We start from the raw sequence: 13,365 nt of genomic DNA on the forward strand, positions 1-13,365 counted from the left end.
GGCCAGGAGACTCATACATATTACAGGTAATTTATGGGGAAGTTATCCTATATTATTTATACGTTGGAGGTAAATTATGGAGGCAAAGGGAATCCAGATGAGGTTAACTGCTGGTGAAATGGCTCAACTTTGGGCTCAATACTTAAATGATAGCGCAAGCATTTGTATCCTTACTTATTTTTTAGAAAAAGTGGAGGATGATGAAATTAAGCCGGTTATTAAATATGCCCTAGAGTTATCTGCATCACATGTTCAAACGATTACAGCTATTTTAACTGAGGAAAAGAATATTGTTCCGCACGGTTTCCGCATTGGAGAAGATGTAGATTTAACTGCACCTAGACTTTACTCTGACGCATTTGTGCTCAATTTTATTCACCAAATGTCGAAGGTCGGACTTACTTTATATGGAGCCGCTCTAGCAGCATCAGTAAGAAATGACATTAAAGCTTATTACATGGACTGTCTTACTGAAACCATGGGATTATATAAACAGTCAACAGAATTATTATTATCCAAAGGGCTGTTTATCAGGTCTCCGAACCTGCCAAATTTAGAGAAGGTTGAATTTGTGAAAAAGCAATGGTTTATGTTGGATGTAATTGGAGAAAAAAGACCATTAATTGCAGCGGAAGTTGATAATTTATTTGCGAATATGCAAAGAAATGCTCTCGGAGTTGCTACGCTAACTGGATTTAGTCAGGTTGCACAGGACAAGGATGTTAAAAAATTCTTTCTAAAGGGTTTAGAAATTGGGAATAAACACATTAGATTATTTAGAGCAAAGTTAGAGGAAAGTAAACTCCCTGCACCGATGGGGTGGGATGGGGAAATAACAAACAGTACCACACGTACATTTTCTGATAAACTCATGATGTACTTTACCACTGGTTTAATTGCTATGAGTGTTGGCTATTACGGTACAGGTATCAGTGTAAGTCCCAGAGGAGATCTGGCTTCACTGTATAACAGGCTATCCGTAGAGGTTCAAATGTATGCAGAAGATGGGGCCAATATCATGATAAAAAATCGCTGGATGGAGCAGCCTCCAATGGCATCCGATCGAGATGAGTTAATAAGACGAAAGAATAAATAGTGAAAATATAGTATCCAGATAAAAAGAGAAGCACCAGCCTAATTGGCGGTGCTTCTCTTCATATATTAAAATGCGGCCACTTTCTCTTTTTCACCTTTTAACTTTTCGAGTTCCTTAGTGAGCTCTTCCTCGCTTACATAGCTATTGTATGCCGCGTCAAACTGAGCTAACGGAGCTGCAAACTGATCGTTATCTGATGTATAGAATAGTAATAGAGATTCGTGAAAACTTGGTGAAAAGGAGAAACTATTTTAAAAAAAGGGACGGTTCTAATAGCTCCAAAGAAATTCAGCCGGCCACCAGACCTGACCTCATGTTTCCTACTGTATCCAAATATCTTAATCTTTGAATGTATGAGTATTTCTGCCTATAGGTTGTGTCTTTCTTACCAAAAAAAGGAATAAAAAGAGGGATTAGAGGAGGTTTGAAGAAATTATTATTATATAACATATTTATTTCTTGGGGGAAATGGCGCCATGAGACAAAGCCGACAATATAAATCTCCATATGCAGCAATGTTATGGTCATGTGTATTACCAGGATTCGGGCAATTTTACAATAAGGATTATATAGTTGGAGCTGTGTTGATCGGCATGGAATTTGTCGTGAATTTGAACTCAAATCTAAACCTATCTTTAATCAACTCCTTTATCGGGGATATACATTCTGCCCACCACGTAATTGATTATAGATGGGCACTATTTTACCCCTCCCTGTACGGTTATGCGATTTGGCAGGCATTTAATGCAGCAATCACCAATAATCATAAGATGATTGGTAAAGATGCGGACCAACGGACATATTTGTCAGGCTTCTTTATCGGAATGGTATTAGGCATGGATTTCGGATTATTTTGGCATGACACTAGCTTGATCAGACATTATTCCGTTATTAGATTTTTAGATTTCCCTGTCTTTAACGGACTCGCATTTGGATTGTTAATTGGAATCATGGGGCATATCATGGAAATTAAAGTGTATCGAAAACAAAAAGAGCATCTGATAACAGGTAAAAAATAGGGGCCAAATAGGACAGTTCCTTTATAGTGTCTTCCTCCCCTATACTAAGAAGCGACCTCCATTTACCATTTCTCGCCTCTATAACCCTTATTGGCTACCGTTCCTTCTCATTTTTTGTAGTTTCGGGCGTCTATACCCCTTATTGACTACCTTCCCTTATCTTTTTTCATAGTTTCGGGCGTCTATACCCCTTATTGACTACCTCCCTTTCGCTTTTTTCATAGTTTCGGTCACCTATACCTCCTATTGGCTACCGTTCTTTCTCTTTTTTCATCGCCTCAGTCGTCAATAAAGAACCATATTACTGTGTGCCTCAATGTACAAATTATCTAGTTTCTTTATTCCCGATAACGTGTTTTCTAACGGTTTGCCTATATCCTCTAATTCCTGTTCAGGAGTCGCTCCAAGATATGGAACCTGAACGATAATATAAGGAATGTCGACATTCGGCATCGATTCCATCTTCATCGTTTTGACTGAATAAACTCCCCCAGCAATCACCATCAACATGGCAATAAAAATAACCCCCGCATTCTTCAACGAAAACTTAATCCACGATTTCATTTTTCTTTTCCCCTCCGTAATCTAAGTACTTTCTCAGTTTAACTACTTCCCCAACCTACTAAACTCGTTTTCTGGTTCTTTTTACCTTTTTTATTATAAGATTTCCATCTCACTGCGAACATCGGGCAGTTACTGTAATCTCGACTAAGACCTAAGGCTTAGATAATGTTCTGGTGTCAGGCACCGAAATTGATTAAAATGGTAAATTTCTAGTAAAATCTACTTAGTTGAAAAGTTTGGTTGGGTTGAGCATTTTGAGAATGAGCCGTAGGGAGAAGGAGTTAGAGAAAAACAGAATGAATATGTTTAGGAAGTTGTCTGATGGGGTATTAGCGCTGCTGATTTCCATCCTGCTTTATGCGGGATTTTTTGCGATAGTTTCACAGAGTCCTGGGGATGAAATGAATAATAGTTTGATCGCCATGGCAGCCTTTGTTGCAATGACGTTTTTTATAAACTTTCCGGTGTGTTGGTGGATTATCAAACGGATCATTAAGGCTAGTCGAGGGAAGAATCATTGAAACAAAATGAAGCCCAGTTCCGATTGGAACTAGGCTTTTATGTTTAATAGAGTTACACAAGCATTCATGTGGAAAAATAAACAGTGGACAATTCTTCATCACAACAAAAAAGAACAACCCAATTGAGTTGTTCTTAAAATTGCCTGGCAACGTCCTACTCTCACAGGGACGCGTGTCCCAACTACCATCGGCGCTGAGAAGCTTAACTTCCGTGTTCGGTATGGGAACGGGTGTGACCTTCTCGCCATTGCTGCCAGACTATAAAATTTGAGGTTTCATTCCCTCAAAACTAGATAATGCTGAAGAAGTTTGTAAACTTGAGTTCACCTTATAATATGGTTAAGTCCTCGAACGATTAGTATCAGTCAGCTCCACATGTTACCACGCTTCCACCTCTGACCTATCAACCTGATCATCTTTCAGGGTTCTTACTAGCTTGCGCTATGGGAAATCTCATCTTGAGGGGGGCTTCATGCTTAGATGCTTTCAGCACTTATCCCGTCCGCACATAGCTACCCAGCGATGCTCTTGGCAGAACAACTGGTACACCAGCGGTGCGTCCATCCCGGTCCTCTCGTACTAAGGACAGCTCCTCTCAAATTTCCTGCGCCCACGACGGATAGGGACCGAACTGTCTCACGACGTTCTGAACCCAGCTCGCGTACCGCTTTAATGGGCGAACAGCCCAACCCTTGGGACCGACTACAGCCCCAGGATGCGATGAGCCGACATCGAGGTGCCAAACCTCCCCGTCGATGTGGACTCTTGGGGGAGATAAGCCTGTTATCCCCGGGGTAGCTTTTATCCGTTGAGCGATGGCCCTTCCATGCGGAACCACCGGATCACTAAGCCCGACTTTCGTCCCTGCTCGACTTGTAGGTCTCGCAGTCAAGCTCCCTTGTGCCTTTACACTCTGCGAATGATTTCCAACCATTCTGAGGGAACCTTTGGGCGCCTCCGTTACTTTTTAGGAGGCGACCGCCCCAGTCAAACTGCCCACCTGACACTGTCTCCCACCCCGATCAGGGGTGCGGGTTAGAATTTCAATACAGCCAGGGTAGTATCCCACCGACGCCTCCACCGAAGCTAGCGCTCCGGCTTCTCAGGCTCCTACCTATCCTGTACAAGCTGTACCAAAATTCAATATCAGGCTACAGTAAAGCTCCACGGGGTCTTTCCGTCCTGTCGCGGGTAACCTGCATCTTCACAGGTACTATAATTTCACCGAGTCTCTCGTTGAGACAGTGCCCAGATCGTTACGCCTTTCGTGCGGGTCGGAACTTACCCGACAAGGAATTTCGCTACCTTAGGACCGTTATAGTTACGGCCGCCGTTTACTGGGGCTTCGATTCAGAGCTTCGCGTGAGCTAACCCCTCCTCTTAACCTTCCAGCACCGGGCAGGCGTCAGCCCCTATACTTCGCCTTGCGGCTTCGCAGAGACCTGTGTTTTTGCTAAACAGTCGCCTGGGCCTATTCACTGCGGCTCTTCGAGGCTATTCACCTCAAAAAGCACCCCTTCTCCCGAAGTTACGGGGTCATTTTGCCGAGTTCCTTAACGAGAGTTCTCTCGCTCACCTTAGGATTCTCTCCTCGCCTACCTGTGTCGGTTTGCGGTACGGGCACCTTTTATCTCGCTAGAGGCTTTTCTTGGCAGTGTGGAATCAGGAACTTCGGTACTAAATTTCCCTCGCTGTCACAGCTCAGCCTTATATGAGAGGCGGATTTGCCTACCTCTCAGCCTAACTGCTTAGACGCGCATATCCAACAGCGCGCTTACCCTATCCTCCTGCGTCCCCCCGTTGCTCAAACGATAAAGAGGTGGTACAGGAATATCAACCTGTTATCCATCGCCTACGCCTTTCGGCCTCGGCTTAGGTCCCGACTAACCCTGAGCGGACGAGCCTTCCTCAGGAAACCTTAGGCATTCGGTGGATGAGATTCTCACTCATCTTTCGCTACTCATACCGGCATTCTCACTTCTAAGCGCTCCACCAGTCCTTACGGTCTAGCTTCAACGCCCTTAGAACGCTCTCCTACCACTGACATCGTAGATGTCAATCCACAGCTTCGGTGATACGTTTAGCCCCGGTACATTTTCGGCGCAGAGTCACTCGACCAGTGAGCTATTACGCACTCTTTAAATGGTGGCTGCTTCTAAGCCAACATCCTGGTTGTCTAAGCAACTCCACATCCTTTTCCACTTAACGTATACTTTGGGACCTTAGCTGGTGGTCTGGGCTGTTTCCCTTTTGACTACGGATCTTATCACTCGCAGTCTGACTCCCACGGATAAGTCTTTGGCATTCGGAGTTTGTCTGAATTCGGTAACCCGATGAGGGCCCCTAGTCCAAACAGTGCTCTACCTCCAAGACTCTTACTACGTGAGGCTAGCCCTAAAGCTATTTCGGAGAGAACCAGCTATCTCCAAGTTCGATTGGAATTTCTCCGCTACCCACACCTCATCCCCGCACTTTTCAACGTGCGTGGGTTCGGGCCTCCATCCAGTGTTACCTGGACTTCACCCTGGACATGGGTAGATCACCTGGTTTCGGGTCTACGACCACATACTCATACGCCCTATTCAGACTCGCTTTCGCTGCGGCTCCGTCTCTTCAACTTAACCTTGCATGGGATCGTAACTCGCCGGTTCATTCTACAAAAGGCACGCCATCACCCATGAACGGGCTCTGACTACTTGTAGGCACACGGTTTCAGGAACTATTTCACTCCCCTTCCGGGGTGCTTTTCACCTTTCCCTCACGGTACTGGTTCACTATCGGTCACTAGGGAGTATTTAGCCTTGGGAGATGGTCCTCCCTGCTTCCGACCGGATTTCACGTGTCCGGCCGTACTCAGGATCCACTCAGGAGGGAACGAAGTTTCGACTACAGGGTTTTTACCTTCTTTGACGGACCTTTCCAGGTCGCTTCATCTACCCCGTTCCTTTGTAACTCCATGTTGAGTGTCCTACAACCCCAAGAGGCAAGCCTCTTGGTTTGGGCTATGTCCCGTTTCGCTCGCCGCTACTCAGGGAATCGCGTTTGCTTTCTCTTCCTCCGGGTACTTAGATGTTTCAGTTCCCCGGGTATGCCTTCCATACCCTATGTATTCAGGTAAAGATACTGTTCCATTACGAACAGTGGGTTCCCCCATTCGGAAATCTCCGGATCAAAGCTTACTTACAGCTCCCCGAAGCATATCGGTGTTAGTCCCGTCCTTCATCGGCTCCTAGTGCCAAGGCATTCACCGTGCGCCCTTTCTAACTTAACCTAAAAGGTTATTCTCTTAACTTCATAAGAGAGAAAACTAAAATGGCGATTACTCGATGTTTACTTTGCTTCTTCATTACGATTATCTAGTTTTCAAAGAACGATTAGTTTGAGAGAATTGCACTCTCAAAACTAAACAAACAAGAATCAATGCACAAACTGTTTTGTCTGGCTCACAGGTCCAGCTTATATCCTTAGAAAGGAGGTGATCCAGCCGCACCTTCCGATACGGCTACCTTGTTACGACTTCACCCCAATCATCTGTCCCACCTTAGGCGGCTGGCTCCTTACGGTTACCCCACCGACTTCGGGTGTTACAAACTCTCGTGGTGTGACGGGCGGTGTGTACAAGGCCCGGGAACGTATTCACCGCGGCATGCTGATCCGCGATTACTAGCGATTCCGGCTTCATGCAGGCGAGTTGCAGCCTGCAATCCGAACTGAGAATGGTTTTATGGGATTGGCTAAACCTCGCGGTCTTGCAGCCCTTTGTACCATCCATTGTAGCACGTGTGTAGCCCAGGTCATAAGGGGCATGATGATTTGACGTCATCCCCACCTTCCTCCGGTTTGTCACCGGCAGTCACCTTAGAGTGCCCAACTAAATGCTGGCAACTAAGATCAAGGGTTGCGCTCGTTGCGGGACTTAACCCAACATCTCACGACACGAGCTGACGACAACCATGCACCACCTGTCACTCTGTCCCCCGAAGGGGAAAATCCTATCTCTAGGAGTGTCAGAGGATGTCAAGACCTGGTAAGGTTCTTCGCGTTGCTTCGAATTAAACCACATGCTCCACCGCTTGTGCGGGCCCCCGTCAATTCCTTTGAGTTTCAGCCTTGCGGCCGTACTCCCCAGGCGGAGTGCTTAATGCGTTAGCTGCAGCACTAAAGGGCGGAAACCCTCTAACACTTAGCACTCATCGTTTACGGCGTGGACTACCAGGGTATCTAATCCTGTTTGCTCCCCACGCTTTCGCGCCTCAGCGTCAGTTACAGACCAGAAAGCCGCCTTCGCCACTGGTGTTCCTCCACATCTCTACGCATTTCACCGCTACACGTGGAATTCCGCTTTCCTCTTCTGCACTCAAGTCCCCCAGTTTCCAATGACCCTCCACGGTTGAGCCGTGGGCTTTCACATCAGACTTAAAGGACCGCCTGCGCGCGCTTTACGCCCAATAATTCCGGACAACGCTTGCCACCTACGTATTACCGCGGCTGCTGGCACGTAGTTAGCCGTGGCTTTCTGGTTAGGTACCGTCAAGGTACCGGCAGTTATTCCGGTACTTGTTCTTCCCTAACAACAGAGCTTTACGACCCGAAGGCCTTCATCGCTCACGCGGCGTTGCTCCATCAGACTCTCGTCCATTGTGGAAGATTCCCTACTGCTGCCTCCCGTAGGAGTCTGGGCCGTGTCTCAGTCCCAGTGTGGCCGATCACCCTCTCAGGTCGGCTACGCATCGTCGCCTTGGTGAGCCGTTACCTCACCAACTAGCTAATGCGCCGCGGGCCCATCTGTAAGTGTCAGTCGAAACCGACTTTCAGCTTTTCCTCATGAGAGGAAAAGGATTATCCGGTATTAGCACCGGTTTCCCGGTGTTATCCCAGTCTTACAGGCAGGTTGCCCACGTGTTACTCACCCGTCCGCCGCTAGACTCCGAAGAGTCTCGCTCGACTTGCATGTATTAGGCACGCCGCCAGCGTTCGTCCTGAGCCAGGATCAAACTCTCCAAGAAAGTTGATTAGCTCATTTGTTACGTTGGCTCGTGTTCTACTATATTAATAGAAGAAACACGATTAATATTGTTTGTTTGCACGATCTTGTTTGTTTAGTTTTCAAAGAACAATGTGTTCGCCAGAAACGACATTTATTATTATATCAACCCTCTATCATTATGTCAATATAATTTTTTAACTTTTTTCGCTGTCACTTTTAACTACTAAGCCTTCCGTTAAAAGCAACTTTATTATAATAACACCTTCATTTACATTTTGCAACAAGCAGTTTAAATTTTTCTACTGATTTATGGTCAACATTATTCTAGGAAAAATATTCATATAATTTCCTTCAGATCTTCTCTTAGAATTCCATGACTATCACCCCCTTTCCTAATAATGAGAGTAAAATACAAAAAGCCAAGGAATTAACCCTTGGCTCATTGATTAGATTTAATGTTTTACAACTACAATCGTTCTCTTTGCACTCTTATTACCTGCCTTATCCTTTGCAGTTACAGCAAGTGTTGTTCCTTTTTTCTGTGCTTTGATTTTTACTGAGTAGTTTCCTTTTGAATCAGCTTTAGCTGAGCCAAGGGTTTTGCTTCCTACTTTCACGGTAACTCTTGAGTTGGCTTCAGCTTTCCCTTTTACTTTTTTATCGTTATCATCTACTTTATAAACAGTTGGCTTTTTCGGTGGAATTACATCTGCAACCGTTACCGAAGCACTTGAACTTACATTCCCCGCACGATCTTTAGCACTAACGGTTAATTTCGCCCCTGCTTTTTGAACAGCGATCTTAACAGAAAACGCTCCATTAGATGCTGCTTTCGCCGTTCCTAATACTTTGCTTCCGTTTTTAACCGTAACGGTAGAGCCGGCCTCTGCTTTTCCAGTTACGACTTTGTCATTATTATCAACCTTTTTCACAACAGGTTTGCTTGGGGCAACAACATCTGCAACCGTCACGGTTACACTTGCACTAACATTTCCGGAGCTATCTTTAGCTGTGATGGCTAACTTTGTGCCCGCTTTTTGAACAGCGATCTTTGCTGAGAAAACTCCATTAGACGCTGTTTTTGCAGTTGCTAGTACTGCATTACCACTCTTTACCGTAATGGTAGATCCAGACTCCGCCTTTCCAGTCACAACTGTATCATTGTTATCAACCTTGTTTACACTCGGCTTATTGGGCGCAACGTTGTCCACAAATCCAGTTACAATTGCATATAAATCTTCTTCCGTATTATCGTCATATTGGTCGTTATCTTGGTCTAGAACACCCACATAGTATGTACCACCTTTAGCTTGGTACGCCTGGTACTCATACCCTTCCTCATCAACTTCAGAACCTAAATATACTAATTTATCATTCTCAACAAAATCCTTTTGCACTGCAGCGAATCCTAGCTCAATCGCACTTGAGTTAGCACCGCCAGCTACTAATAAAATTCCATCCCTAGGCACAACCACCTTATGAAAATCTACATCATACAATGGAAGTAATTGACCAATCATTGGTTTTTCATAGGAAGTAGCGTCAGCAGAAACAAAATCATTGTTGGGCTCCAACTCAAGCAAATAATCTTCACTACTAGTAATACCGCTACTTTCAGCGCCAAATTTATGAAAACTTTTTGCTGAATAAGATGGAGAACCTTTTACTTCCTTTTGAAGTTGATTTAACGCATGTGAATCAATGATACCTTGTTGAAGTGGCTTATCAACCTGACGTTCAATGAATTTCTTTGAAAAATCATACTCGTTTCCTTCTGCCTTAACAGTACCCATAGACGAACTTGAAACTAATAACCCGACGGCAACCAACGATAAGAACCCTTTATTACGCACAAAATCCCTCCGGTAATTCATTATAAAGAACACTAAGCTATACCTATACTACTACATACCTCCCGGCAAGACCATTAGATTCGATAGGCATTTTTCTACAAAAAAATAACCAACCGTACCGTAAAATAATATAACTACACAGCACTTAATGGCATAAAGACTAACTCGGACAGGATAAGATAACTCTTTTTTGCAGCATAATAACTAATCTAGTAAATCCAAATCTAGTAATAATGTCGATAGGTGTCTTCTTTGAAGGGATTATGTTATGTAAATTAACTAGAATAATTCTGAATTTTTTGTTAAGTTAAAACTATCCATTACTAACAGGGGGGAATGAAGTGACAAAAGCATCTATCATAATTGGGATTATTTTAGCAGTTTTAATAGGCGTAAAATACGGAGGATTTAATTTCAGCGACAATAAGGCCGCATCTGAAGAAAAACAAGAGAAAGTAGAAGCGAAAGCTGTTCAAGATAATGTCAAAAAAGAGAAGGAAAAGGAGAAAAAGAAAGCAGACAAGCAGCAGACAGCTAAAATTGGCGGAGTTCAATATGATATTGGGATTGATGACAGTAGTTCACAAGAAGCGGTGATCGATGTGATGCACAAAATGACACATCAAAAAGTGAAAGCAAAAGAAAAATGGGGGGCCATTCCGATGATTCCCGATACGATTAACCAAGTTTATACCATTGTGGAGAACAGTGAATTCGCGCAAAAAGCTGATTTACTAGCCATTTTAGTTAATTGGAAAAAGGGCATTTTTTCTGAAATAGATGATGACCACAACTACTTCTGGACCTACCAAGGCGGGACAGTCGGCAAAGCTTATGGAATCATGAGCCAGTCAGAAGAAGAAACGTTCATCCGGAATAACTTTAAAGAAGAAGATCTTGTAAGTGAAGCAAGCTCCCAATAATAATGGGAGCTGTTATTTCGCCTATTATTCCTACCGGTTTATCTTTTGGTAGACTCAGTAGCTATTAAATTGGGAGTTAATTCCCTCTCTCCTACTTATAAAACTTGCTCCTCTTCAACAAAAAAAGAACCACAGGGTCCTTTATCAATAGATATTCTTACTTGGTTTACCACATCTGATGCATTTACTAGTGTAATAACTGTACTTATGTCGTCTGCGAAAGAAACACAGAATGGATTTAAAACTCAAATAGAACCACTCCTTCTGAATGATAAATCAGGCTGTCCAGCCATCATAGTTCCATCTTTGATCAGTGACTTAGCTTCTCTACTTTTCAAGAGGTTTGCCTTTCACAGGTGGAATAATTATCTAATTTAATATTAGCACTCTTATAGTATTTTCAGAAGACTAACATTTCGACTGCAATCGACAAAATTATTAGAAATGTTAGTCTCTTCACAGATCAAATGCCACAAGTGTTGTCTTCAAAAAAATCCCACTTGAGCATTCCGAAATGGAATGATTTATAATGAACAAAACAGCAGGATGAAACACAGGCCAACGGCCAAAAAAATCGAACAAAATAAATTCGAAATCGGAGGATATACGGACATGAGAAAACTCGTATTGTTCATGCATGTGTCGCTGGACGGGTACGCGTCGGATTCTAACGGAGGACTCGATTGGATTCCGTACGACGAGGAATTAGAGAAATACGCCGAGGAAATTGTAGCCGAAGTCGGAGCTCCCGTTTATGGACGGACGACGTATCGGATGATGGAGAGCTACTGGCCCTCGATGCTGGACAATCCAAATGCGTCGAAGCACGATCTGGAGCATGCCAAATGGCTGCAGGAAGTGAAGAAAATCGTTATATCAGGTACGATGGACAAAGTGGATTGGAACAATACGATGCTGATCAAGGAAAATATCGCAGAGGAAATCAAGGTACTCAAGGAGCAGCCTGGCAAAGATCTTGTTATCTTTGGCAGCCCAGGAGCGGCGAAGACGCTGCTGGAGCTCGGCCTGATCGACGAATTCCTTCTTACCATTTGTCCGGTTGTCCTGGGCGGCGGGAAATCGGTATTCGACGGAGGCAGTGAGAAAATCAGGCTCAAGCTGCTGTCCAGCCGAACGCTCAATTCGGGCATTATCGCGACCCGATATGGGGTCGAGAAATAGCCGCACAAGGTTTTCCTCTAAAGGGTAAGACAGTCATATATATTAACATAGACTTTGTTAAAAATGGGATGGCTACTGCGATCCCTTTCTTATTGACCAACAAAGCAGATCAATAAAATAACGAATGTCCCTCCTACAGGTGGAGGGACATTCGTTATTTTTGCTTTGCAATCTCAGCTCTATTAGGGGCTAGTGGCGGCTGTTCTAACCATTTATTCTCTACCATAAGATTAAACCATTTCTTGGTGCCCGTTAGATTGCCAAGAATAAAGCTTTCGTAGGTTGTAACAAGGTCTGTTCGCATAGAAGAGGCTAACCCTGCCCCGTAATAGTTTTGTGCTGCTTGGAAGAAGAAGCCTACATGATACAACATTAATTTATCAGAAAAAGGAGAGACTGTTGATGTAGTTACCTCTGTTTCCCACGATTTTGGAACTGGTAAATTATCTGCTTGCAGAATTTTAGACAAGGTTTTTATACGTTTATCAGCCACTTCCACAGCATACGTGAAAAAATTCCTTAATTCCTTTGTTTGAGCCACTTGACTAAATCCAATACCAAGTGTTTTAGCCATAATGCTTTTCTTAATGTTTAATGAAATACTTATCATTTCTATTGCAGATAATCGTCTTTCTTTTCCGAAAAGCCCGTCTGAAAAATCTGTGCTAGAAATAAATTCAGGTTCCTCTGCAGGATAAAAGAAAGGATCTCTTTGAAAATCCCCTTTTTCAAGTAATAAATCAATTGTATTATGATACAATCTTTTTGCATCGTTATCACAACGATCGTAAAAATCTCTAAGTTCTTTTCTTACAGAAACACTAAATGCAGTGGTATGCCCTAACAATCCGTGCAATGTCATAATATGTAAATAATTCAAACAATAGATATCAGAATAAAGTCTCCCTGCTCCTTCATTCAGATCGGATTCAGTAAATCCAATGGGAACGGGAAATCCTTCTTTTTCTAAAAAGCCTTTTATGGCTGTCTTCTGTTTTTCGAAAGTCTTGATAGCATCCTCAAAAATATTCTTTATTGATTCATCTTCAATAATAGTGAACATATATCTATTTACTACATCTGTCATTGTACCATTTACATACTCCCCCCATAGCGTTCCTATTTCGGAAGATGTCAGTTTAATCTTATCCTGTTCCATATTATCACCTCCTTGTTATTATTTACTGATTCAAAAGGAGTTATGAAAATTATCCAAACCA

8 protein-coding genes, 3 rRNA genes and 1 riboswitch are annotated in these 13,365 nt (G+C 43.4%); of the genes, 5 read left to right on the plus strand and 6 right to left on the minus strand.

Annotation, left to right across the window (positions count from 1 at the left end; translation table 11 throughout):
* Nucleotides 1-76: 76 nt before the first annotated feature.
* Nucleotides 77-1,096: a DUF3231 family protein gene (locus AC4QJR_RS26120; protein ID WP_496524703.1), complete on the plus strand. Its 1,020-nt coding sequence runs from the start codon at nt 77-79 to the stop codon at nt 1,094-1,096.
* A 476-nt stretch (nt 1,097-1,572) separates the two neighbouring features.
* Nucleotides 1,573-2,115, plus strand: a complete 543-nt coding sequence (locus AC4QJR_RS26125) for a hypothetical protein (RefSeq protein ID WP_496524704.1) — start codon at nt 1,573-1,575, stop codon at nt 2,113-2,115.
* 285 nt (nt 2,116-2,400) lie between these two features.
* On the opposite strand, the gene AC4QJR_RS26130 is transcribed toward AC4QJR_RS26125, so the two are convergent.
* A complete protein-coding gene (locus AC4QJR_RS26130; RefSeq protein WP_496524705.1) occupies nt 2,401-2,679 on the minus strand; it encodes an efflux RND transporter permease subunit in 279 nt (92 codons plus the stop codon).
* 296 nt (nt 2,680-2,975) lie between these two features.
* On the opposite strand from AC4QJR_RS26130, the gene AC4QJR_RS26135 reads away from it, so the two are divergent.
* Complete coding sequence (locus tag AC4QJR_RS26135; RefSeq protein ID WP_496524706.1) at nt 2,976-3,200, plus strand: hypothetical protein; 225 nt, start codon at nt 2,976-2,978, stop codon at nt 3,198-3,200.
* A gap of 141 nt (nt 3,201-3,341) precedes the next feature.
* Here AC4QJR_RS26135 and rrf read toward each other — a convergent pair.
* The 4 genes from rrf to AC4QJR_RS26155 form a co-directional block, all read right to left on the minus strand.
* A 5S ribosomal RNA gene (rrf, locus tag AC4QJR_RS26140) occupies nt 3,342-3,458 on the minus strand.
* A gap of 77 nt (nt 3,459-3,535) precedes the next feature.
* Nucleotides 3,536-6,471 (minus strand): 23S ribosomal RNA (locus AC4QJR_RS26145).
* 197 nt (nt 6,472-6,668) lie between these two features.
* A 16S ribosomal RNA gene (locus AC4QJR_RS26150) occupies nt 6,669-8,206 on the minus strand.
* Together the 16S, 23S and 5S rRNA genes form the textbook arrangement of a ribosomal RNA operon.
* Before the next feature lie 433 nt (nt 8,207-8,639).
* Complete coding sequence (locus AC4QJR_RS26155) at nt 8,640-10,040, minus strand: Ig-like domain-containing protein (RefSeq protein WP_496524707.1); 1,401 nt, start codon at nt 10,038-10,040, stop codon at nt 8,640-8,642.
* 341 nt (nt 10,041-10,381) lie between these two features.
* On the opposite strand from AC4QJR_RS26155, the gene AC4QJR_RS26160 reads away from it, so the two are divergent.
* Both AC4QJR_RS26160 and AC4QJR_RS26165 read left to right on the plus strand, forming a co-directional pair.
* Entirely contained in the window at nt 10,382-10,963 is a 582-nt protein-coding gene (locus AC4QJR_RS26160) for a DUF6241 domain-containing protein (RefSeq protein WP_496524708.1), read from the plus strand.
* Nucleotides 10,964-11,239: 276 nt separating this feature from the next.
* Nucleotides 11,240-11,321, minus strand: a riboswitch (cyclic di-GMP riboswitch).
* A 254-nt stretch (nt 11,322-11,575) separates the two neighbouring features.
* Complete coding sequence (locus tag AC4QJR_RS26165) at nt 11,576-12,145, plus strand: dihydrofolate reductase family protein (RefSeq protein WP_496524709.1); 570 nt, start codon at nt 11,576-11,578, stop codon at nt 12,143-12,145.
* A 154-nt stretch (nt 12,146-12,299) separates the two neighbouring features.
* Here the strand turns inward: AC4QJR_RS26165 and AC4QJR_RS26170 are convergent, their stop codons facing one another.
* The gene (locus AC4QJR_RS26170; RefSeq protein WP_496524710.1) at nt 12,300-13,304 is read right to left on the minus strand and encodes a DUF3231 family protein; all 1,005 of its coding nucleotides are present in this window, start codon (nt 13,302-13,304) and stop codon (nt 12,300-12,302) included.
* Nucleotides 13,305-13,365 lie beyond the last annotated feature (61 nt).

The sequence above is a fragment of the Neobacillus sp. BP17 genome (assembly GCF_059579525.1).